This window comes from Pedobacter sp. NO84 (assembly GCF_059703915.1).
Genome location: NZ_AP046575.1, coordinates 785824 through 810251 on the forward strand (window position 1 = coordinate 785824; position 24428 = coordinate 810251).

At 40.5% G+C, this 24428-nt stretch carries 13 protein-coding genes and 1 tRNA gene; all 14 read left to right on the forward strand.

Features of this window, described 5'->3' with window-relative positions; genetic code table 11:
- Positions 1 to 51: 51 nt before the first annotated feature.
- Complete coding sequence (locus AC6H0V_RS03525) at positions 52 to 1881, forward strand: glycoside hydrolase family 2 protein (RefSeq protein ID WP_497562328.1); 1830 nt, start codon at positions 52 to 54, stop codon at positions 1879 to 1881.
- Positions 1882 to 1950: 69 nt separating this feature from the next.
- Positions 1951 to 4641 (forward strand): glycoside hydrolase family 2 TIM barrel-domain containing protein, encoded by a 2691-nt coding sequence (locus tag AC6H0V_RS03530; RefSeq protein ID WP_497562329.1) that lies wholly within the window; start codon positions 1951 to 1953, stop codon positions 4639 to 4641.
- A 174-nt stretch (positions 4642 to 4815) separates the two neighbouring features.
- Positions 4816 to 5991: a heparan-alpha-glucosaminide N-acetyltransferase domain-containing protein gene (locus tag AC6H0V_RS03535; RefSeq protein ID WP_497562330.1), complete on the forward strand. Its 1176-nt coding sequence runs from the start codon at positions 4816 to 4818 to the stop codon at positions 5989 to 5991.
- Between the two features lie 382 nt (positions 5992 to 6373).
- Positions 6374 to 7510 carry a glycoside hydrolase family 18 protein gene (locus AC6H0V_RS03540; protein WP_497562331.1) on the forward strand — a complete coding sequence of 379 codons (1137 nt, stop codon included), beginning with the start codon at positions 6374 to 6376 and terminating at the stop codon, positions 7508 to 7510.
- Positions 7511 to 7581: 71 nt separating this feature from the next.
- Entirely contained in the window at positions 7582 to 10059 is a 2478-nt protein-coding gene (locus AC6H0V_RS03545; RefSeq protein WP_497563360.1) for a glycoside hydrolase family 2 TIM barrel-domain containing protein, read from the forward strand.
- Positions 10060 to 10061: 2 nt separating this feature from the next.
- Entirely contained in the window at positions 10062 to 11249 is a 1188-nt protein-coding gene (locus AC6H0V_RS03550; protein WP_497562332.1) for an alginate lyase family protein, read from the forward strand.
- 393 nt (positions 11250 to 11642) lie between these two features.
- Positions 11643 to 12803, forward strand: a complete 1161-nt coding sequence (locus AC6H0V_RS03555) for a glycoside hydrolase family 88 protein (protein WP_497562333.1) — start codon at positions 11643 to 11645, stop codon at positions 12801 to 12803.
- Positions 12804 to 12808: 5 nt separating this feature from the next.
- Complete coding sequence (locus AC6H0V_RS03560) at positions 12809 to 14272, forward strand: hypothetical protein (protein WP_497562334.1); 1464 nt, start codon at positions 12809 to 12811, stop codon at positions 14270 to 14272.
- Positions 14273 to 14442: 170 nt separating this feature from the next.
- Positions 14443 to 16668 carry a beta-glucosidase BglX gene (gene bglX, locus AC6H0V_RS03565; protein ID WP_497562335.1) on the forward strand — a complete coding sequence of 742 codons (2226 nt, stop codon included), beginning with the start codon at positions 14443 to 14445 and terminating at the stop codon, positions 16666 to 16668.
- Positions 16669 to 17001: 333 nt separating this feature from the next.
- Positions 17002 to 18165, forward strand: coding sequence for a mannonate dehydratase (uxuA, locus tag AC6H0V_RS03570; protein WP_497562336.1), 1164 nt, complete (start codon positions 17002 to 17004; stop codon positions 18163 to 18165).
- A gap of 197 nt (positions 18166 to 18362) precedes the next feature.
- Positions 18363 to 18436: transfer RNA gene (locus tag AC6H0V_RS03575), tRNA-Arg, on the forward strand.
- A gap of 606 nt (positions 18437 to 19042) precedes the next feature.
- Positions 19043 to 19633 (forward strand): RNA polymerase sigma factor, encoded by a 591-nt coding sequence (locus tag AC6H0V_RS03580; protein ID WP_497562337.1) that lies wholly within the window; start codon positions 19043 to 19045, stop codon positions 19631 to 19633.
- 78 nt (positions 19634 to 19711) lie between these two features.
- Complete coding sequence (locus AC6H0V_RS03585) at positions 19712 to 20809, forward strand: FecR family protein (protein WP_497562338.1); 1098 nt, start codon at positions 19712 to 19714, stop codon at positions 20807 to 20809.
- A 290-nt stretch (positions 20810 to 21099) separates the two neighbouring features.
- Complete coding sequence (locus AC6H0V_RS03590; protein WP_497562339.1) at positions 21100 to 24396, forward strand: TonB-dependent receptor; 3297 nt, start codon at positions 21100 to 21102, stop codon at positions 24394 to 24396.
- The last annotated feature ends 32 nt before the right edge of the window (positions 24397 to 24428 follow it).

Genomic DNA, 24428 nt, shown 5'->3' on the forward strand with positions numbered 1-24428 from the left:
TAAACCCATCACGGCGAATTTTATTTTTCATTAAGCTACATCCCTAATTCAATGCTAAAATTAAACTATAGCGCACTTATAATTTGCCTTATCCTTATTTCAACAAGCTGTTATGCACAAGAAAACGCTATACAAAACATCCAATCCCGCAAAATTTTAAGCTTAAATGGGAAGTGGAACTACATCATAGATCCCTATGAAAACGGATATTATGATTATAGGCACGAACCCTTTGATCAATCTAAATCTGGTTCTGGAGGTTTTTTTGATGATAAGGTTCAAAAAGATAAATCAGAACTGATCGAGTACAATTTCGATTACTCGCCCCAAATGAACGTTCCTGGCGATTGGAACTCCCAATCAGAAAAGCTTGAACTTTATGAGGGAACGGTGTGGCTGAGAAGAAAGTTTACGATAGAACCGACCACTGATAAGCGCTATTTCGTGTATTTTGGAGCAGTAAACTACGAGGCCCACGTGTATTTAAACGGTAAGAAATTGGGCATACACAAAGGTGGATTTACGCCCTTTCAGTTTGAGGTTACGGGAAAATTAAAATCTGGAGAGAATTCTCTAGTGGTAAAGGCCGATAATACTAGAAAACCCGATGAAATCCCCACAATAAATACCGATTGGTGGAACTATGGGGGCATCACACGTGATGTGTTCCTGGCCGAACTGCCTCCCCATTTTATTAGTGATTACAAACTGCAATTAGCGAAAGGCAGCATTAACACAGTAAATTTCACGGTTAAATTAGCTGATGCAACAGCGGGACAAAAAATCACCCTGTCTATTCCAGAATTGAAGATGGAGAAAACGGTTGAAACCGATGCAGAAGGTAAGATCAACCAACCAATTGTATTGAATAAACTCAGTTTATGGTCGCCAGAAAACCCCAAACTGTATGCTGTAACCATTAAGTCTGCTACTGAAAACATTCAGGATAAAATCGGGTTTAGAACTATCGCTGTTCAGGGAACGGATATTTTATTGAACGGGAAATCCATTTTTTTAAGAGGTATTTCTATCCACGACGAAAATCCCTTATTGGCGGGCAGATTAAGATCTGAAGCTGATATGAGAATGATGCTCCAGTGGGCTAAGGATATGAACTGTAACTATGTACGTTTGGCCCATTATCCCCACAATGAAGAAATGGTTCGCCTTGCTGATGAGATGGGTTTGCTGGTATGGGCAGAAGTACCTGTTTATTGGACAATTTCGTGGACAAATCCGGCAACCTATGCCAATGCGAAACAACAATTAACAGACCTTATCGTTCGTGATAAAAATCGCGCCAGCGTAATTGTGTGGTCTATCGGTAATGAAACCCCATTAAGCGAGCCGCGATATCAGTTTATGGGCAATTTGGCTACAGTAGCCAGATCGTTGGATGATACGCGCTTAGTGGCTGCAGCGCTCGAAGTACACAGAGAAGCCAATACGATAATTTTAAATGATCCACTTGGCGAAAAAATAGACCTTGTTAGTTTTAACGAATATGCAGGTTGGTATTGGGGCGGACTGCCCAGCGAAATTACTCGCTATAGTTTCGATATCAAATACAATAAACCAGTGGTGATTACCGAGTTTGGTGGGGATGCACTGGGTGGCTTTCATGGGGATGAAAATACACGGTGGAGCGAAGAATACCAAGAAGCATTGTACAAAAACCAAATTCTTTTACTCCAAAAGATAACTGCTTTAAGGGGGATGACACCATGGATCTTAGCCGATTTTAGATCGCCAAGAAGACAACACCCCATCTATCAAAATTTTTGGAACCGTAAAGGACTAATCTCCGAAACCGGTAAAAAGAAAAAAGCATTTTTTGTACTCAAAGATTTTTACGACCAAATGCAGTTAAAGTATAAATAAAATAGTTGGGTGTAATGCGTTTGGCGTCTTGAACGCTCATCGCCATGCGCTCATCGCCAGACCAATAAGATGTTTAAACTAAATAAATCAATTCTATTTTTCGCTTTTGCCTTTCAGCTTTTTGCTTTTAGCTCCTATGCCCAAGATGCGGTTAGAAAATCCATAAATATCAATCAGAAATGGAGTTTTCAGAAGGGGAATAATGCTATTCCAACAAATTTAGCTATTGCGAAAATGGTATCTATCCCCCACACCTGGAATGCGATTGATGTAATGGATGATGTGCCTGGATATTACCGTGGAATTGGTTGGTACCAAAAGAAACTGGCTTTAAGGCCCGAGTGGAAGAACAAGAAAATTTACCTCTATTTTGAAGGTGCCAATCAAGAAACGACAGTTTATCTGAACGGCAAAAAAGTAGGTGGACATAGTGGTGGATATACCGCATTTCGTATCCCTCTAACCCATTTAAAATTTAATGGAAGTGATGAAATTGCTGTAAAAGTAGACAATAGTTTCAATGAAAATATAGCGCCTTTAACGGCGGATTTTACTTTTTTCGGCGGCATGTACCGTAATGTATCACTTTTAGTAGTAGAACCAATTCACCTCGACGATAAGGAATATGCATCTAGCGGGGTTTTTGTACATGCCGAAAAGGTATCACAAAGCCATGCAGAGGTAAGTGTTGAGGGAAATTTAACCAACAGCAGCGGCAATCCAGTTAATCTCAGAGTGGTTTCTGTACTAACAGACGCAGGAGGAACAAAAATTGATGAGGTAAAAACGGATAGGATTGTTGGAGCAAACCAAACGATACCATTTAAACAGCCCGCAATCGCGGTAAACAATCCACAATTATGGTCGCCGGAAAACCCTACCCTTTATCAAACCACTACTCGAATAATAGCCATTAAGAGCGGTAAGCTGCTTGACGAAATTAAAACTAATGTAGGTTTACGTTATTTTAGCTTCGATGCAGAAAAAGGCTTTTTCTTAAATGGATTGCCCTGTAAGTTGATTGGAACGAGTAGGCACCAGGATTTTGCAGGGATAGGAAATGCGGTACCCGCCAATGTGCAGGTTAAAGACGTTGAACTAATAAAAAACATGGGCGGAAATTTCCTTCGTGTTGCGCATTATCCCCAAGATCAAGCCGTACTGGATGCCTGTGACAGGCTGGGAATTTTAACTTCGGTAGAAATCCCGATCGTTAATGAGATTACCGAAACTGAAGCTTTTTACGCCAATTGTGAAACCATGCAGCTTGAAATGATCAAGCAGAATTATAATCACCCAAGCATTATTATTTGGGCTTATATGAATGAAGTTTTGCTGAAAATGAAGTTTAACAATGACGCAGAAAGGAAGCAAAAATACCTAGCTAACATCGCAAAATTGGCGCAATCTCTTGAAGACCTCACCAGAAAAACCGATCCAAGCCGATATACCATGATGAGCAACCATGGAGATGTAAACGGTTACATCAAAGCCGGATTGGTTAAAATCCCCATGTTGGTGGGCTGGAACCTTTATCAAGGATGGTATGGAGGTAAATCTGAAGATTTTGGGCCGGCTCTGGATAAAATTCATCAGCAAATGCCCGATAAGCCCATTTTGGTAACCGAATTTGGTGCCGATGCCGATCCTCGCATCCACTCTTTCACTCCGATAAGATTTGATAAAAGCCTAGAATATGCCATGCTTTACCACCAGATCTATATCAAAGAGATCTTAAAAAGACCCTTTATAGCGGGTGCTGCGGTTTGGAATTTGGCCGATTTTAATTCAGAAACCCGCGATGAAACCATGCCCCACATTAACAATAAAGGCTTGTTAACTTTAGACAGACAACCTAAAAACACCTACTACCTGTACCAGGCAAATTTTTTAAACCGGCCCTTCTTAAAAATAGGAAATGGAAGCTGGCATTTAAGGGGAGGGGTAGCCAATTCGAACGAAAATTTATTAACCCAAAATTTACAGGTACTAAGTAACACGGATAGTGTTGAACTTTTTTTAAATGGTAAAAGCCTCGGGAAAAAGAAGGTTGTAGAGCGGGTGGCTAATTGGGATGTCCCGTTTGTCAATGGAAAAAATAGATTAAACGCAGTGTCAAAGGTTAATGGATTGCTCTTGGAAGATAGCTGTTCGCTTAGTTTTACTCTCCAACCCCTAAATTTAGCTAATACTAAATCACCCTTTAAAGCAATTAATGTAACCCTAGGTAGTAAGCGGCAGTTTGTAGATGATCAGCTCCAAGAAATTTGGCTGCCCAGTCAAACTTATATACCAGGGGGATGGGGAAGTGTAGGCGGAGAGGCGTTTAAGATAAAAAATAGTGGCCGACAAAGCTACGGAACCGATAAAAACATAAGGGGAACGGCAAACGATCCTATTTATCAAACCCAACTGATCGGTCTAGAAGGCTACCAATTGGACGTGCCAAAAGGAAAATATGAAGTAAGCTTATACTTTGCTGAGCTTATGGGAAATGGAATCCAGTCTATTTTGCCCTATAACTTGGATAGTTTAATCGCGGTAAGCAAAGAAGTGCCACCTCAACGTGTTTTCGATGTTTACTTAAATGATAAATTGATTATCAAGAATTTAAACCTGGCCGCAACTTATGGTATAGCAAATGGTGTGAAAAAGAAGTTTGATTGCCTAATAGCTGATGACAGAGGTATAAGACTAGTATTTAAGAGCAGCCAAGGCAAAGCGGTTTTAAATGCCTTGCAGGTGAAGAGAATTGAGTAGAGATGTAAAGTGGAAGATGGAAGATGGAAGATGGGAGATGGAAGATGTAAAATGGAAGATGGAAGATGGGAGATTGCTTTGGGATAATTAACCTCGAAACAAACCAATAAATAACAATCGGTGAAATCAACATAATCCCTGCCTGCCGGCAGGCAGGGGTGTAATCAATATTTAATGAACCAGTTACCAAAAAGGATCCTATCGATAGATGTCTTAAGGGCAATTACCATGTTCTTGATGATCTTTGTTAATGATGTTTCGGGTGTTGATCACATCCCAAAATGGATTGAACATACGGCTGCGGATTACGATGGAATGGGTTTTTCTGACCTCATTTTTCCTGCTTTTTTGTTCATAGTGGGTTTATCTTTGCCATTTGCGATCAATGCAAGGATAAAAAAGAAAGAGTCTATTCTTGCTATAAGTACTTATATCGCATTACGTGCCTTAGCATTAATTGTGATGGGTTTCTTTCATGTAAACCTAGAAAATTATAACCACGAGCAGGCACTTTTAAGCTATCCCGTGTTTACACTTCTCTTAACCCTAGCTTTCTTTTTGATCTGGTTGGATTATCCTGAAAAATTAACCAAAGGTATAAGATATGCATGCATAACAATGGGAGTGTCACTTCTTGGGGTATTGGCATTGATGTACAAAGGGGGTAATGCTGCTCATCCAGAGGGATTATCGCCTCAATGGTGGGGTATTTTAGGAATTATCGGCTGGGCGTATTTGTTTTCGGCAATTACCTTTTTATTAACCAGAGGGAAATTAAAACTACTGTTGCTTTCGTTTGTAATTTTCGCAGCGATTAATGTTGCTAGCCACGCTAATTTATTGAACCTAGATTTATGGATGATAGGGGATGCTTCTTCAATTACGTTGATCCTAGGTGGCGCAGTAATTTCGACCGCGTATACCTTGCTGATCAAAAATGGAAAAACACAGCAATTGTGGATTATTTTAGCAGAAGCGGGATTGTTGGCCTTAGTATTTGGATTTGTGATCAGGCCTTATAGTGGCGGGATTTCAAAAATCTACTCTACTCCGGCATGGGTGTTCATTTGCATGGGGATCACCATTCTAGTGCTCGAACTCCTAATTTATACGGTTGATTATAAAGGAAAAAAGCAGTGGTTTACTATTATCGCACCTGCGGGAACAAGTACATTAACCTGCTACCTTTTGCCTTATATCTTATATTCACTTTATAGTTTAGTCGGTTTTGATTATCCCCATTACTTAAATTATGGCATTGGAGGGATCTTAAGATCGTTTTTTATAGCTTTTTTAATTATTAGAATAGTAGCGCTTATGGAAATGAGAAGGATACGATTGAGAATATAGGGATGGAAAATGTAAAATGTAATAGGGAAAATGTGCTGAGAAAGACCATTAGATGTCAGTCTGAGCGTAGTCGAAGACATATCGGGCCCTTCGACTACGCTCAGGGTGACAAACTAATGGGTTTAACCTTAAGATGTCAGTCTGAGCGTAGTCGAAGACATATTGAGCCATTCGACTACCCTCAGGGCGACAACCTAATGGGTTTAACCTTAAGATGTCAGTCTGAGCGTAGTCGAAGACATATTGAGCCATTCGACTACCCTCAGGGCGACAACCTAATGGGTTTAACCTTTAGATGTCAGTCTGAGCGTAATAGAAGACCTGTTGGGCCCTTCGACTACGCTCAGGGTGACAACATTAAATAACTAAATAACAAAGCAATATGGTAACAATAATTAACAATAATATTAATAAAACATTCTTTTTACTTCTGTTCGTTGCGTTTTTATCTTCAATGAAAGCAGCAGATAAAAAGCCCGTTGTAATTGGTTATGTAACTGGATATAGCGGTTTAATTAAACAAGATCAGATTGCAGCAGAGCAATTAACGCACATCAACTACGCTTTTGTAAATGTAAAAAATAACCAGGCGTACTTACAGAACTACAAAACAGACTCTATAAATTTTGTGCGCTTAAATTCGCTTAAACTCAAAAATCCAAACTTGCAGATCCTGATTTCTATCGGGGGCTGGTCGTGGAGCGAAAATTTTTCGAACGCCGTTTTAACTGATTCGCTAAGAAAAGTCTTCGCAAAAAGTGCAGTAGATATCATCAGAAAGCATAAACTGGATGGTGTGGATATCGATTGGGAATATCCAGGGATGCAGGGAGAAGAAGGAAATGTGTATCGCCCAGAAGATAAAGAGAACTTTACCTTAATGTTTGAAGCCCTTAGAAAAGAACTGGATGTGTTTGCTAAAGAAACCGGGAAAGCCAAATTGTTAACCACGGCTACTGGCGGATTTGCCTCGTTCTTAGATAAAACTGAAATGGGTAAGGCATCCCAGTATTTAGACTACATCAACCTAATGACCTACGATTATTTTTCATGGAAGCTAGCTGGTCACCACACCAACCTGTATGATTCTAAGCTTTATCCCACTGGAAACTCAGCAGATAAAGCCATTAAAGCCTATATCAATGCTGGTGTGCCCCCTTCAAAAATTGTGATGGGCATCGCCTTTTATGGCAGAAACCTAAAATTAAGTGCAAGTTCACAAAAAGGATTGGGAGATACGATTGCTTCAAACGCAAACAGCTATGGAAAAGGTTATTCCTTCTTGAAAGATAGCTTAATCAATAAAAAAGGATTTGTAGAATTTAGGGATGAAGACGCAAAGGCTCCATACCTATTCAATACCGATACAAAACAATACATTTCTTACGATAATGAATGGTCTGTAGCCAATAAATGCGAATATGTAATTAACAATAAACTTGCTGGCGTAATGTTTTGGGAATACAATTCGGATAATAAGGGGTATTTGCTGAACCAGATAACGAAGAGCTTTAGATAGATATGGAAGAGGTAAAATGGAAGTTGGAAGATGGAAGAAGTTTGGCGCTAAGCGTTTGGCGTATGGTGGGTATGCATCCAGAACGCTCTACGCGCCACGCGCTCCGCTTAGGCGTTAGTTTAGTCTTAGTACTCATTGCAAGCTTCACCTACGCTCAAAAATCAGTACGCTTAAACGCGAATTGGGAGTTTGTAAAAACCGATCTAGGTGGTGTTTGGGAAGCGGTTAGGCCCGTAAAAGCTGGGAACCCCGAAGAGCTTCCATTTTGGCAAAAAGTAAGCTTGCCACACTGCTTCAATGCAACTGATGCCGTAGATCCTGATGTAAACTATTACCAAGGTCCGGGGTGGTACCGCACCAATCTCGAAATAGCAAATCCTTATACCCACGGGAGAACGATTTTACATTTTGAGGGCGCCGGACAAAAAACGAGCGTTTACGTGTACACTAACAAGGTAGCCGAGCACGTTGGAGGATACGATGAGTGGACTGCAGATATTACATCAGCCGTTGCCGAATTTAAGAAAAACCCAATTTTTAAGACCCAGTTTAAGGGAAAAGTTCCTATCATAATTCGCTGCGATAATTCGCGCGACCTAGAAATGATCCCTTCAAGTTTGTCGGATTTTAATGTGTATGGAGGGATTTACCGCTATCTCAATCTAGTTTATCAACCACCGCTTTCAATTAGCCAGTTGTTTGTAAAAGCGAGTGTAACGACGATCAAAAGTGGTAAAATTTCTATAAAAGCACGATTTAACAATCCACATACCATAAAAGATGCAACGGTTAAAATCTCGATATTTGATCCTAATGGCCTATCAATAGCTGGTTTTACTAAAAATATCCACGTACAGAACGGTGACTCTTCTTTATTGGACTACGAGTTGAGGGCGCCCAAACTATGGTCTACAGCTATCCCTCAACTGTATACCGTAAAAGTTGAACTTACCGCTAATGGAGAAACTTCGGTGGCGACAGAAAAAATCGGTTTTAGAACTACTGAATTTCTTAAAAAAGGCCCCTTCATGCTCAATGGGAAACGCCTTTTGTTAAGAGGGACCCATCGCCACGAAGATCATGCAGGTGTTGGCGCAGCGATGACTGAGGAAATGATCAGGACAGAGATGCTGATGATGAAAGAAATGGGTGTAAACTTTATCCGTTTGGGTCACTACCAACAATCTAGGATCGTTCTCAATTTATGTGACAGCCTAGGCATTTTAGTGTGGGAAGAAATTCCTTGGTGCAGAGGGGGTTTAGGTGGAGCAACCTATCAGGCACAAGCCAGACGGATGTTAACCAATATGATAGAGCAGCATTATAACCATCCATCAATTATGATATGGGGTTTGGGAAATGAAAATGATTGGCCTGGCGATTTTAACGAATTTGATCAGGAAAAGATCCGCGCTTTTATGACAGAACTCAATACCCTATCACATCAATTAGATCCTTCAAGAAGTACTGCCATAAGGCGATGTGATTTTTGCAGAGACATTGTTGATGTGTACTCACCTTCTATCTGGGCGGGTTGGTACAGAGGTGATTATACTGAATATAAGGACGTATCCTTGGCAGAATTTAATAAATCTGATCGGTTTTTGCACGTAGAATGGGGAGGGGATAGCCATGCCCGCCGACATTCGGAAAACCCGGATAATGCCCTAAGTAAAATCAAAAAAGGTACTGGTGCAGACGAACGGGCAGGCGATGCTTCTTTATATGGCGGTGCCGCAAGGGTTAGTAAAGATGGAGATTGGAGCGAAAGCTATATCGCAAATCTGATCGATTGGCATTTGAAAGAGCAGGAAACAATGCCATGGCTTAGTGGAACAGCGTATTGGCCTTTCAAAGATTTTTCGACGCCAATTAGACCAGAAAATCCTGTTCCTTATGTAAACCAAAAAGGGGTAATCGAAAGGGATTTTACCAAAAAAGAAGCCTTCTATATTTTTCAATCGTACTGGACTACCCAGCCCATGGTTCATATTTATGGACATACATGGCCCATTAGATGGGGTGCCGAGGGCGAAGAAAAAATGGTAAAGGTCTATTCTAATTGTGATGAAGCAGAACTGTTTGTGAATGGCAAAAGCTATGGTTCTAGAAAAAGGGATAGCCAAGATTTTCCGGCTGCCGGATTGCGTTGGCAAGTGCCGTTAACTAAAGGAACGTATATTTTTAAGGTGGTAGCCAAAAAAGGAAAAGAGATAGTTACCGATGAAATTACACAAAGTTATCAGAAGGATAAATGGGACAAGCCCGCAAAAATGACCTTAGAAAAGATTGATGAAAACAATGGCATAGCAACAATAGAAGTTAAACTATTCGATTCTAAAAATGTATTGTGCCTAGATGCCATCAACCTTGTGGCCTTTAGTTTAGTAGGTGAGGGCCAACTGATTAGAGATCAGGGAACTTCTACAGGCTCTGCGAAAGTACAGTTATACAACGGTAGAGCAATCATTAAAGTAAAAACAAATCATGCTAAGAGTGTGGTTAGCGTTCAGACCAAAGACATTCCAACTGCATTTTTAAACCTATAATTATGAAACTAAAAAACCAGATAATTAACGGGCTACGCTCCATGCTCTCCGCCCTATGCATATTAATTACTTGTTCCTGCTTTGCTCAAGGTACAATCAAGCAAAAAGCAATTTTAACCCTAAAGAAACAGGTGTTAGATGATGCGGCATGGGCGATGAAGCAGCAACCCATTACCATTACTGCCGAAACTTCACCAAGAAGCGCAGGCGGCAAACATGATTTCTTTTCGGAAGCCGATTATTTTTGGCCAAATCCTGCCAATCCGGATGGACCATACATTAACCGCGACGGAGAGTCAAATCCAAACAATTTTGTGGCACACCGCAAGGCGATGATCAGGTTTAGCACCATCATTGGTGCACTTGCTTCCGCTTATCAGCTCACCGGCGATGAAAAATACGTTATACAGGCAGTTGTGCACTTAAAGGCCTGGTTCGTAAATCGAGAAACCCTGATGAACCCGAATTTAGCCTTTGCTCAAGCTGTTAAAGGGGTAACCACCGGAAGAAGCTGGGGCATTATTGATACCATCCATTTTATGGAAGTAGCCCAGGGAACCATCGTTTTCGAAAAATCAAAATCATTAGACAAACAAACATTGGCAACCATCAAAAAGTGGTTCGCAGATTATATCCTTTGGTTAAATACCAGTAAAAATGGGGTTGCCGAAAAGTTGGCTAAAAATAACCACAGCATGTGTTGGGTAATGCAGGTAGCCTCCTTCGCGAAGTTGTGTAAAGATGAAGTTATGCTCGATTCGTTACGTTGGAGATTTAAAAATGTATCCATCCCCAACCAAATGGCAGTTGATGGCAGTTTTCCACTTGAATTGGCCCGTACAAAACCCTACGGCTATTCTATTTTTAACATAGACGCAGCCACCATGATCTGCCAAATCCTATCTACCCCAAAAGATAACCTATGGAAATTTGAAACCTCAGACGGAAAATCAATTTATAAAGGCATTGCCTATTTATATCCCTTTGTTGCCGATAAAAATAAGTGGACATTAAAACCCGATATCATGTATTGGAACAATTGGCCCGTGGCCCAACCCTTTTTGATCTTTGGCGCCAATGCCTACCAAAATCAGGCTTGGTTTGCTACCTGGAAGCAATTAGACCATCAACCTACCGTTGAAGAAGTAATTAGGAATTTACCAGTTAGGCACCCGTTGATATGGTTGTGATGAGGAGTCCGGGAGTCCGGAGTCCGAAGATTGGGGTCCAAGAGCCCATAAGTCCAAAAGTCCAAAAAGTCCATAATTTGAGAGGTTGGAAGGGTTGGAATACTATGAGGGATAAGTAATCGGTGAAATCATCCGCGAAGCGAAAGGTTGGAAGATTGAAAAATGGAAGATGGAAGATGGAAGACGGAAGGAAGATTAACAAAAATGGGTGTAATCATCTTAATCGGTGTAATCATCCGCGAAGCGTAAGGAAGACAAGGAAATCAGTGTAATCCAATAATCGGTGTAATCAACCGCGAAGCGTAAAGGCTGGATGAGATAATAATCGGTGTAATCATCCGCAACGCGAAAAAATAGAAGTAATAACTAAATTATATAGTAATGTTAAACAAAATGAAGATCTCGTGTGCGCTGGTATGTATCAGCACAGTAGCATTAGCACAAAAAGTAGATGTAAAAAGGGCCATGAAATCAGTAACCAAACAAACCGAAGTGCTGGTTAAGAACGTTGATTCGGCTAGGTTGGTTAAGCCTACCTTCGTTTCTCCCAGAACAGTAGAGAAAGGCCAGTTTAAAATGGTCATTTCTAAGGATTGGACCAGTGGGTTTTTTCCCGCAGAACTGTGGTACATCTATCAATATACTAAAGATAAAAAATGGTTAACCTTAGCAAAAAAATATACAGAAGACATCAAAAAGGAACAATTTAACAAGAGTACCCATGATTTGGGTTTCATCATCTATTGCCCTTTCGGTAATGGGTATAAAGTTACAAAAGACACTGCCTACCGGTCGGTGATTATCCAGGCCGCTAAATCTTTATCCACCCGTTTCAATACCACGGCTGGCGTAATTAAGTCATGGGACCACAATGGTGATAAATGGAAATATCCAGTGATTATCGACAATATGATGAATCTGGAATTATTGTTCGAAGCAACTAGGTTTACTCGCGATTCATCATTCTATAAAATTGCGGTAACCCATGCCAATACCACCATGAAAAATCATTTTAGGAGTGATTTTAGTTCATATCATGTGATAGATTACGATACCCTCTCCGGAAATGTACGCCAGAAATTAACGGCGCAGGGATATGCAAACGAATCAGCATGGGCAAGAGGCCAGGCCTGGGGATTGTATGGATACACACTTTGCTATCGTTATACTAAAAATAAAGCCTATTTAGCTCAGGCCGATGCCATTGCAAACTTTATATTAAGCAGTAAAGTTACCCCTTCAGATGGTGTTCCTTTCTGGGACTATAATGATCCTAAGATCCCAAATGCACCAAGAGATGCATCCGCGGCAGCAATTACGGCTTCGGCCTTATACGAATTAGCAACGTATAGCACTAAATCAAAATCCTACAAAATGGCCGCTGATAAAATCTTATCGTCTTTGAGTACACTTTATACCAATCCATACGGCGCAAATTATGGCTTCATTTTAAAGCATAGTACAGGCCACTTGCCAGCCAACTCCGAAATTGATGTGCCAATTAACTATGCCGATTATTATTATATAGAGGCTTTGCTTAGAAGTAAACCCTAATTTAAATGAAAGTCAGATCGATTATGCTTATAACCCCTGTTCGCCTTCTCCTTCCTTTGCGCTATGCCCTCTGCGCCCTGCCCTTTGCTTTTAGCCTTCAGCTTTCAGCCCAGGATAGTCTCGATTATAAACAACTGGTCGAAGCGAGAAAAGTGCTCAATAATTCGAAAGATAATGCATCATTTACGGCGTATAAACCCTATTTAACCAGAACATTATCAAGCTTGTCTAACTTTAAAATTAAGGCAATTCGCACCGATAAGTATGGGGGTAGAATGGACAAAAAAGAAAAGGCAACTGGATTTTACTATACCAAAAAGATTGGCAACAGATGGTGGGCCATAGATCCTAACGGTTATTTATTTATTCATAATGCACTGAATGCGGTTAGCATGGGCTCTTCTGATCGTAACAAAGCTGCATTTACAACTAAATATGGAAGTGACAACGCATGGATTACGGCAACCCAAGAGTTTATGGTAGCCAATGGCTTTAATGGAACTGGAGCGTGGTCTACCACTAAATTGATTTCCAACTCGCCTTTGCAAGCTAAGAAACCGTTGGCATACACCATCAATCTTGATTTTATGAGTGCCTATGGCGATAAACGAGGGGGAACATACATTGTTCCCGGTCATAAAGGTTACCCAAACAACGTCATTTTTGTGTTCGACCCCGCTTTTGAAACTTTTTGTGATGAACAGGCCAAGAAATTAATCGCCACCAAAAATGATCCCAATCTATTCGGATATTTTTCGGATAATGAAATGCCCCTTGGGATCAAAAACCTGGATGGCTATCTTACCCTAAAAAGTCAGGATGACCCTGGATATCTCGTTGCCAAAAAGTGGATCGACGATAGGAAATTAACCCTCGCTCAACTTACCGATAAGGATAGGTTAGATTTTTTAAGGGTTGTTGCCGATCGTTATTTTTCCATCGTTAGCAAAGCAATCAAAAAGTATGATCCTAACCACATGTACTTAGGATGCAGGTTTCATGGCAATCAGGGAAGCCTAGAACCATTATGGCAATCTGCAGGACAATATGTTGATGCCATCTCCATGAACTATTACAATGCCTGGACGCCAGATCAGGCACTTATGGCAAAATGGGCCAGCTGGTCTAACAAACCTTTTCTCATCACCGAATGGTATGTAAAAGCAGACGATTCTGGAATGGAAAACACCGCAGGAGCGGGATGGGTGGTTAAAACACAATTGGATAGGGGCTTATTTTACCAAAACTTTACCTTGGGCTTGATCGAATCAAAGAACTGCGTAGGATGGCACTGGTTTAAATACATGGATAATGATCCCTTACAAAAAGGTGCCGAACCCTCAAACACCAACGCAAATAAGGGGATCATAGATAATAATTACCAATACTATCAGCCATTGGTCGAAAAAATGAAAGAGCTGAATTTTCAGATGTATAAGCTTGCCGACTATTTTGACAGTAAAAAATAACCATCCTTGGTTCAATGCCTTGCCTGGCCGGCAAGGGTAGAGGTAAACAAGGTCTAAAGCCAGGTGCAACCAATAAATGTTGGCTATGTTGTGGTTTTGATGGGGCTACAACGACAAACTAAACCTAATTATACCATTAAATTGCAGCACAAAAAAAGAACAATTATATCATGAATAAAATTTATTGCCTAGTTTTCTCCATCATCATCGGCCTCGCCCCCAGCGTTAATGCCCAGAAAAAATCCATAGACCAGCGTGTTGATTCGTTAATGGCTTTAATGACCATAACCGAAAAGGTTGGACAGCTTAACCAGTACTCGGGAAGAGAAGTTACAGGGCCAACGAGCGATCGTAAAAATTACCTGTTAAATGATATAAAAACCGGCATGGTGGGGTCTATGCTCAATGTAAAAGGCGTAAAGGATACCCGCGAGATTCAGGCAGTTGCTTTACAATCACGTTTAAAGATACCATTGCTTTTTAGTTTGGATGTAATCCATGGGTATAAAACGGTATTTCCCATCCCTCTGGCGGAATCTGCTTCGTGGGACTTAGCCGCCATTAGGCAAACTGCACATGTGGCCGCTGAGGAAGCTGCGGCATCGGGCATACATTGGACATTTGCGCCTATGGTAGATATTGCCCGCGATCCACGTTGGGGCAGGGTAATGGAAGGAGCAGGAGAGGATACGTATTTAGGATCAGCTATTGCTACCGCACGTGTGCTGGGCTTTCAGGGAGAAAAATTAGGAGGTTTGGATGCCATTATGGCCTGCGCCAAGCATTTTGCTGCTTATGGTGCCGCAATTGCGGGAAGGGATTATAACCCTGTAGATATGAGCGAGCAACAGCTTCACGAAATTTATTTGCCCCCTTTTAAAGCAGCTGCTGATGCTAAAGTGGCCACTTTTATGAACTCTTTTAACACCTTAAATGGCATCCCTGCAACGGCCAATAGCTATTTGCAACGCGATATCCTAAAAGGAAAATGGGGCTATAAAGGTTTTGTGGTGAGCGATTGGGGTTCGATCAGAGAATTGTTGCCTTGGGGATTCGCTAAAAACATCAACGAAGCGGCACAATTGGCCATAACTGCCGGAAGCGATATGGATATGGAAAGCGAAGCCTATAAACGCGAGCTTGAAAAATTAATAAAAGATAAAAAAGTTGATATCAAGTATTTAAACGATGCCGTTAGGCGGATTTTATATAAAAAATTTGAACTCGGTCTTTTTGATGATCCTTACCGTTTTTCTGATGCGGCTAGGGAAGCGAGGGTGATGAACGATCCTAAGCATCAGCAAATTGCCAGGTCTGCAGCTCAAAAATCTATAGTTCTGCTAAAAAACAGCAACAATACTTTACCATTGCACAAAAGCATTAAAAACATAGCGTTGATTGGTCCGCTGGTACATGCTAAGAGAGACCAGGCGGGAAGTTGGGTGGTGTACGCGGATACGGCTAACATTACCAGTGTTTACGAAGGGCTAAAGGCTAAATATGGTAACGATACTAAATTCACCTTTGCAGAAGGCGCCTCGGTAAAAGATAGCAGTACGGTGGGTTTTAATGCTGCGGTAACGAATGCCAATAACGCGGATATGGTGGTGATGGTGCTAGGTGAGACATGGGATATGAGTGGCGAATCAAAATCACGTACCAACATTAATTTACCCGGAAAACAAGAAGAATTATTTAAAGCCGTTAAAGCTACGGGTAAGCCGGTTGTTGTGGTAATCATGGCGGGTAGGCCTTTAATTTTTAATCAAATAGCTGCCCAAGCGGATGCGATTGTGTATGCTTGGTTTTTAGGCGATCAGGGTGGTAACGCCATTGCCGACGTTTTAGTGGGCGATTACAATCCGTCTGGGAAACTACCCATGAGTTTTCCTCGAAATGTGGGTCAAGTGCCTATTTTTTATAACCACTATAATACAGGAAGGCCGGTTACAAAACCTACCGATATTACCTATAAATCTGCCTATATCGATTCGCCTAATGACCCTCGCTACGCCTTTGGTTTTGGCTTAAGCTATACTACTTTTGCTTATAGTGATCTTAAATTAGACCGTACTACGTTGAAAAAAGACGAAACTGTTAAAGTGAGTTTCACTATCTCCAATAGCGGTAAGGTAGAGGGCGAAGAAGTCTCACAATTATACCTGCAGGATAGGTTTGCGTCGGTGGTTAGACCGGTGAAAGAACTAAAGGATTTTATAAAGGTAAAACTGAAGCCCGGAGAAAGCAAAGTTATCACCTTTGAGCTCACACCTGCAAAACTCTCTTTTTACAAAGAGAAAGTGGGATGGATAACTGAACCCGGCGATTTTAAAGTGATGATAGGGGGATCTTCGGATGGGATAAAGCTAGAAGGGAGTTTTGAACTTAAGCAGTAGACTTACGAAGTCTTAAGACTTCGTAAGTCTAGCTTACGCTAACGTTTCCGTAAATTTTTTAACCTATAGCCGTCAATCCATTTTATTTTTAAAGTAACTTCGTCGGAATCGGCAAGTTTGGAGAGTCGGATAGTCCGATAATGAAGTAATAAATACATAATCTGTGAAATCATAAATAATCGGTGAAATCATCCGCGAAGCGTTAGGTATAGTTGCTCAAAACGCCAAACGCCTTTCGCCAAACGCAATACGAGATAATAAAACATTGAAAGGTTGGATTTGAAAGGTTCTGCATCCAATCTCAATACTCAATACGCACTACTCAATACTAAAATGAAAAAACTCCTCCAAACCTGGCGCTGGTACGGTCCATCAGACCCTGTAAGCCTTCAAGATGTTAAACAAGCTGGGGCAACCGGCATCGTAACGGCTTTACATCACATCCCCCATGGGGAAGTATGGCCAATTGCCGATATCAAAGAAAGAAAAGAAATAATCGAAGCAACAGGCCTACATTGGGCGGTTGTAGAAAGCGTACCTGTGCATGAGGCCATTAAAACCCGTAGGGCAGATGCAGAGCGATATCTGGAAAACTACAATACCTCGCTAAGAAACCTCGCCGAATGTGGAATTAAAACGGTGTGCTATAATTTTATGCCAGTACTCGATTGGACCCGTACCAAGTTAGACCTTACGATGAGCGATGGTTCTAAAGCCTTGTACTTTAATTGGACTGATCTGGCAGTTTTTGATTTGTATATCTTCAAAAGAGAAGGTGCAGCCGCAGATTATCCGGCTAACATTATCCAAAAAGCAAAGGTAAGGTTCGAAGGTATGTCGCCTTCAGAATTGGATGAACTGCGGATAAATGTATTGATGGGCATCCCGAACGAAAAAGAGATCGAAATCGAGACATTAAGAGCAAGTATCAACGAATATAAGGTAATTGGTACCGCAGGGCTGAAAGCCAACCTCACCTGGTTCTTATCCGGCATAGCCGAAACCTGCACCTCAACAGGCATCAACATGACCATTCACCCTGATGATCCTCCTTATCCGATTCTAGGCCTCCCGCGAATTGCCAGCAATAAAGAAGACCTGGTAGACATTCTAAAAAGTGTAGATCAACCTTTTAACGGCATCTGTTATTGTACCGGATCTTTAGGTGCAGGAATGGAAAACAATCTAGTTGATATTTTCGAAGCAGTTAAAGAACGTGTTTACTTTTTACATCTACGCAATGTAACCAAAGATGAAGAAGGCAATTTTTACGAAGCAGATCATTTAGGTGGCGATGTAAATATGTACGAAGTAATGAAGGTAGTTACGGCCGAAAATGCTAAACGCCAAAACCCAATCCCTTTTCGTCCAGATCACGGGCGCCAAATGCTTGATGATTTGCACAAGGTTACCAACCCGGGTTACTCTGCCATAGGGCGATTGCGTGGACTTGCAGAACTGAGAGGTTTGGAGATGGGAATAACGGGAAATTATTAGCAACGAGCATGGAGCGTTGAGCATGGAGCATGGCGTTTTTAGCGGGATTATTGCTTAATCTAACCCCATGCTCTATGCCCTACGCCTAGGGTGATACTCTTATTTTTTTAAAAAAATTATTAAATTTTCTCCTTCAGAAATCATATCTTTGCTGGCGTTAGCCCAAATGATCATTTATGGTCATTTTTGCTTTACATGCATCCATAGCTCAGCTGGATAGAGCACCGGTTTTCTAAACCGTAGGTCATAGGTTCGAATCCTATTGGGTGTACAAACCAGAAAAAAACTTCCCATACGGGAAGTTTTTTTAGTTTTAATGCTTATAGCCTTTTTTTGGGTTTCCTCCATGTACTTTTCTGCTAGTAAAACTTGTTGCTAGATTCCGTTTAGGCTAAAATCACCCATTAGACGGCTCGAGCTTGATCCCTTCTATAGTTACAAACCTCAAGCCTTGTTTTCCAAAGCCTCGCATGGGCTCTCCTTTAAGCAATTATATAAGTTAAGCCCAAATTTTCTAAATTAAGATGATGTAATATGGGTAGAGATCATCCTGGCTAATGTTTCAACCTGTACAAGATTGGGCAAAGCATATAAGGCGGTGTAACTTCAAGAGTTCCATCGAATAGCATTAAACATTTTAACATTTTCTAATGCATGGTTAACATGACAGTTAAGGATAGTTACTAACTTTATAATCACTAACTTTATTAACCAAATGTAAATATACTTCATTACAAATGCTCCATTGTATAGCTTTAGCTATATATATGAGTTATCGAAATGAGGATTATGCACTGGCTTTATCGTAGTAATTTGATTTTTTGTGGCGAAGCTAAGTGTAACCGGCTAAAAGGTTCTTAACTTACCGTTAACAAGTATGAGGGAGCATAAATTTTTGTCTGATTCTGAACTGGTAAACTCAATCAAGTTGGGTAATCATGATGCATTTACTGAACTCTATAATCGTTATTGGGTAATACTATATCCGTATGCTAAGAAAATTCTTGGTGATGAAGAAGAGGCCCATGATATTTTGCAAGAAGTATTTTCTATGCTATGGTCTAAAAGTGCTGTGCTTACAATAAACGGTTCGGTAAAATTATACTTCTATGCAACTGTTCGTAACAAGATCATCAGTAGTTTCAGGCATAACAAGGTTCACGAAAAATATTTGGATTCATTAACCGAATTCATGGATAAGGGCGAATTGGTTACCGATGAACAGGTGAGGTATAAGGAATTATCGCTCCAAATAGAAAGCGCCGTAAACACCCTTCCAGAAAAGATGCGGGAAATTTTTCAACTGAGCCGGAATGAAGGTCTATCCCATAATCAGATTGCCAGTAAACTTGATATTTCAAACGAAACCGTAAAGAAGCAGGTTTACCGTGCTTTAAAAATACTAAGGCTAAAATTAGACATCTTTCTGGTGCTGGGCCTATCCTTTTTTTACGAACTGCTTAAGTAAAATATTTTTTTTCATTTCATGTACCACTTCGTTTGGAGCTCTGCGTCTTAAATGTAATGCGTCACCAAATGAACTGTTATGAGCAATAAAAAAGCGAAAGCACTTTTAGATAAATATCTAGAAGGTAACTGTACTACAGAAGAAAAAGCCATTGTAGAATCATGGTACAACCAAATAAATAAAGAAGAATCTAAGTTTCAGCTTAAAACAAAGGCTAAAACAAAACAAATATGGCCATGGTTAAGTGCTGCGGCAGCTATTTTAGTTTTCGTTTGGCTAGGTCAGTATATACAGCGCGATAAAACACAAGCCATTTTGCAAAGAGGTCGGGTTGCAACTATTATACCCGGAACAAATAAAGCATATCTGACCCTTGCGGATGGTACAAAAATAGCACTAACGGATTCTACCAACACACAGCTCCCCGTACAAGCTGGAGTAAAGGTAACTAAAATTGCCAACGGACAACTGGTTTATACCATACTTGATCAGCAAAATAATGATAGTAGAGCAGCCATTGCCTATAATACTATCGAAACGCCACGTGGTGGACAATATCGGATAAATTTGCCCGACGGTACCAATGTGTGGCTTAATGCAGCATCGTCTTTAAAATTTCCTGTAAGCTTTAGTTCGTTAAAAGAACGTAAGGTAGAACTTTCTGGTGAGGGTTATTTTGAGGTAGCCCATAACAAGAGCCTTCCTTTTAGGGTTATTGCACGAAACCAATTGGTAGAAGTTTATGGAACTCATTTTAACATCAATTCTTACACCAACGAGGCCCGAATTAAGACCACCTTATTAGAAGGTAGTATTGGTTTATCAACTTCGGAAACAAAAAAGCCTATCCTTTTAAAACCAGGACAACAGGCTTCTTATGTGGTAAACAGCCCAGAAATAAGTATCGAAAGTGTTGACGCCGACTTGGCGGTAGCTTGGAAAGAAGGATATTTTATGTTCGACAATGAAAAACTTGGAGATGTAATGAGAAGACTTGCTCGCTGGTACAATATTGAGGTTGTCTATGAAGATCCAGCCTTGGAAAATGGGGTGTTCTATGGAACCATGAGCCGATATACAAGCATCGATAAAGTTTTGAAAAAATTAGAAAGTGCTACCAACCTAGAATTTAAAACTGAAGGAAATCAGATCAGTATCCTTAAAAAGCGCAAATAACTACACTGAACAACCAAATAAATTGAACCAAATAATTACAAGTATGACAGATGAAAACAAAAGAAATTTGAGCCCCCCGAACTAGCGCAGATAAGAAAAGGAGTGCGGGAACACTCCTTAACTACTGTTCTGCCATTTCCTGTTAAACAGGAACAATCAATTATTAGTGACTTACTTCGAATAGCGATTGTGACAAAGCGCCATTCGGTTAAACAGATGATCAAATGTATATAAATTATACTAGAATTTTATGCGCCATTCCGAATCGGATACGCAAAATGTTATTAATTATGAAATTAACAACTATTATACTCATTACCACACTATTACAGGTTAGTGCTTCCACATTTGCGCAAAAAATAACCTTCCAGGAAAAAGGGATTAAACTGGGGCGGATGTTCAAAGAAATTCGCAAGCAAACAGGTTATGATGTGCTTTTGTATGCAGCAAATGTAAAAAGTAATGTATTAATCGATGCTAATTTTAAGGGTGCCCCGATTGATGAAGTAATGAAGCAGATTCTTTTAAATACAGAGCTTACATACGCCATAGAAGATCGAACCATTATTGTCAGACCAAAGGATGCTAAACCAATAGTGAACGAAGTGATCCAGCGGATAGAAATAAAAGGAAAAGTGGTAGATGATGAAGAACGGGGGCTGCCAGGTGTGTCCATTAGAGTTAAAGGCACAAACACAGGAGTTATTAGTAGTAGTAATGGAGATTTTTCCATTAACGTTAATAAAGGGCAAACGTTGGTTTTTACCTACGTAGGTTTTGAAACAAAGGAAGTGGTAATAGGAGATCAGACTACAATTGATTTAATGCTTAAGCCCCTTCCAAATGCCCTTCAAGAAGTGGTGATAAGTTATGGAACCCAAAGATCAAAAGAGATTACAGGCTCCATTGTAACCGTTAATGTGTCAAGCTTACCGGATATGCCGGTATTGCAGCTCGCCCAAAAATTACAGGGAAAACTTGCCGGTGTAGAAATTACCCAGCCTAGCGGTAGACCGGGTGCCGCCCTGGCTTTCCGTGTGCGTGGAGCTGCTTCTATCAATGCTTCAAATGCTCCTTTATACGTGGTAGACGGCCAATCCATGTCAGATATCAATCACCTTAATCCTGATGAAGTTGAAACGGTTACCGTATTGAAAGATGCTTCAGCAACAGCGTTATATGGTTCGCGTGCTGCAGGAGGAGTTATATTAATTACCACTAAACAAGCCAAGCCGGGAGAACCAAGGATTGATTTTAATGCTTATTACGGCACACAAAAATTGGATCAGTCTAACAGATATCCGGTAATGACTGCACAAGAGCTTGCTACATGGTACAAAGGGTTTTATGAAGATAAAATCAAATACGAAGGTTTTACAGGTGCAATACCTACAGTTTATCAAAATCCAGAACAATATGGAGAGGGAACAAACTGGTTAAATGAAATCATACGTACCGCACCCATTCAGAATTATAGTTTATCCGTTTCGAACGCAAAGGAAAAGTCTTCTACAAATGTGATTGCCGGTTATTTTAATCAGGAAGGTATCTTAAAGAATACTCAATATCAACGTTATACGCTAAGGGTTAATAGTGAATTCAGACCTATTGAAAAGCTGAGATTGGGATTTAACATAGCGCCTTCACTACAGGTTGAACATAATAATCGTTTAAATGATGCAGGACGTAACTATATAGGTGCTGCCATATTATCATCGCCCCTTATCAACGCTGTTAATCCAGACGGGTCAATGCCAACTGCTGCCAGTTCGCCAGGTATGCTGGCTACGCCTAACTGGTACAGGAAGCTGATCGAAACACAAGATGATTATAAAACTAACCGTCTAATTGCCAATGCATTTGCAGAGGTTGATTTGCTTAAAGGCCTTAAATTTAAAACACGGCTTGATGGTGAGATGTTAAACGAAACCTACAAAAATTTTACCCCAGGCACATCAAACGGAGGTTCTAATCAGGTGGTTTCATTAAAGGCTGGTGCAACATATAGTGCATTCAATTATCGGTCGTGGACCAATGAAAATACCCTAAATTATCAAACTAAGATTAAAGATCATTCCATAGAGGCATTAGCAGGTTTCACAGCGCAAAAATACAGAAGCGATGGTATTTCCATGAACGCAACAGATTTTGCCGATGATGTGATATCTAATCTTCAGGCTGCTGCTACTGTAACCAAAGGAACTAATTTAGGAAGTTACTTGGGCGCACAAACCTGGTCATTACTGTCGCTGCTTGGTCGTCTAAATTACAACTATAAAGGCAGATACCTTCTTTCGGGTACACTGCGCCGTGATGGTTCATCTCGTTTTGGAGCAGATAGAAAATGGGGCGTATTCCCATCCGTGTCTGCAGGATGGGTTGCCAGCGAAGAAAACTTCATGCGACATGTGCCCGTAATTAACTACCTAAAGCTGCGTGCCAGCTACGGAGTTGTAGGTAATAATAATATAGGAAATTATCCAGGCATCGCGGTGATAGGTAGTTCTAACTATGTAATAAGTAATACTTTAGCTCTAGGATTATCTCCTAGTAATTTGGGTAATTCCCTTCTTGGCTGGGAAAGGACCAATCAGTTTGATGCCGGATTAGACATTGGGCTCTTTAACAATCGCTTATTGGTTGCTTATGATTATTATCATAAAATAACAGATGGGTTATTATACCAGATCGATCTGCCGCAATCATCAGGGTTTTCTAACATCCAATCTAACCTTGGAAAGTTTGAGTTTTGGGGGCATGAAATTTCTGTTAGCTCCAAGAATCTTGTAGGCGCATTTAAATGGAACACAAATTTTAATATCTCGTTCAATAGCAATATGGTATTGCAATTGGGTAATACTAACACGCCAATAGGTGGTGTTGGCGACTATGATACCTGGAGCACAGCAGTAGGTCATCCGATTGGACAGTATTACGGATGGGTATTCGATGGAGTTTATATGAACCAACAGCAGTTTGATACTCAGGCTAAACACTCAACATCTAAGGTTGGTACGGTTAGAATGAAAGATCTAAACAACGACGGCGTGATTAATAGTCTGGATAAAACTTTCATTGGAGATCCCAATCCTGATTTTCTGCTAGGCTTAACCAATGATTTTAACTATAAAAGATTTGATTTCAACATCGCATTTTCTGGCGCAGTTGGTGCCAAAATGCGTGATGGATGGAAAGGAGATACCGGGAACTTAGATGGCGCATTTAATATGGATCCCATACTTATGGATCGCTGGCGTTCTGAAGCTAATCCTGGAAACGGAATTATACCAAGCACAAGAGCTGGCACTACAGCATTTCAACGTAGTAGCAATACCTATTACCTAGATAAAGGAAACTATTTCCTTACTTGTAAGAATATCTCTTTAGGGTATACATTTAAATTGCCTCAGCTTAAATACATGAAGAGTGCAAGGGTATATACCAGCATTCAACAAGCGTTTATCCTGAGTAATTATGATCTGTTAAACCCCGAAGTAGGTGGATTGAATGGGTTAAGTCAGGGGAACGATTATTTTGCTTATCCGGTTCCAAGAACCATTTCATTTGGTTTGAGTCTGGGGCTATAATAGCTCTGGATAATAAAGGTTAATTAAAAATT

What these genes read in the sequence shown, in the direction of transcription:
- uxuA (WP_497562336.1), top strand. Translation starts at nt 17,002, where the DNA reads ATGAAAAAACTCCTCCAAACCTGGCGCTGGTACGGTCCATCAGACCCT.
- AC6H0V_RS03580 (WP_497562337.1), top strand. Translation starts at nt 19,043, where the DNA reads ATGAGGGAGCATAAATTTTTGTCTGATTCTGAACTGGTAAACTCAATC.
- AC6H0V_RS03530 (WP_497562329.1), top strand. Translation starts at nt 1,951, where the DNA reads ATGTTTAAACTAAATAAATCAATTCTATTTTTCGCTTTTGCCTTTCAG.
- AC6H0V_RS03590 (WP_497562339.1), top strand. Translation starts at nt 21,100, where the DNA reads ATGAAATTAACAACTATTATACTCATTACCACACTATTACAGGTTAGT.
- AC6H0V_RS03535 (WP_497562330.1), top strand. Translation starts at nt 4,816, where the DNA reads ATGAACCAGTTACCAAAAAGGATCCTATCGATAGATGTCTTAAGGGCA.
- AC6H0V_RS03540 (WP_497562331.1), top strand. Translation starts at nt 6,374, where the DNA reads ATGGTAACAATAATTAACAATAATATTAATAAAACATTCTTTTTACTT.
- bglX (WP_497562335.1), top strand. Translation starts at nt 14,443, where the DNA reads ATGAATAAAATTTATTGCCTAGTTTTCTCCATCATCATCGGCCTCGCC.
- AC6H0V_RS03560 (WP_497562334.1), top strand. Translation starts at nt 12,809, where the DNA reads ATGAAAGTCAGATCGATTATGCTTATAACCCCTGTTCGCCTTCTCCTT.
- AC6H0V_RS03555 (WP_497562333.1), top strand. Translation starts at nt 11,643, where the DNA reads ATGAAGATCTCGTGTGCGCTGGTATGTATCAGCACAGTAGCATTAGCA.
- AC6H0V_RS03550 (WP_497562332.1), top strand. Translation starts at nt 10,062, where the DNA reads ATGAAACTAAAAAACCAGATAATTAACGGGCTACGCTCCATGCTCTCC.
- AC6H0V_RS03525 (WP_497562328.1), top strand. Translation starts at nt 52, where the DNA reads ATGCTAAAATTAAACTATAGCGCACTTATAATTTGCCTTATCCTTATT.
- AC6H0V_RS03585 (WP_497562338.1), top strand. Translation starts at nt 19,712, where the DNA reads ATGAGCAATAAAAAAGCGAAAGCACTTTTAGATAAATATCTAGAAGGT.
- AC6H0V_RS03545 (WP_497563360.1), top strand. Translation starts at nt 7,582, where the DNA reads ATGCATCCAGAACGCTCTACGCGCCACGCGCTCCGCTTAGGCGTTAGT.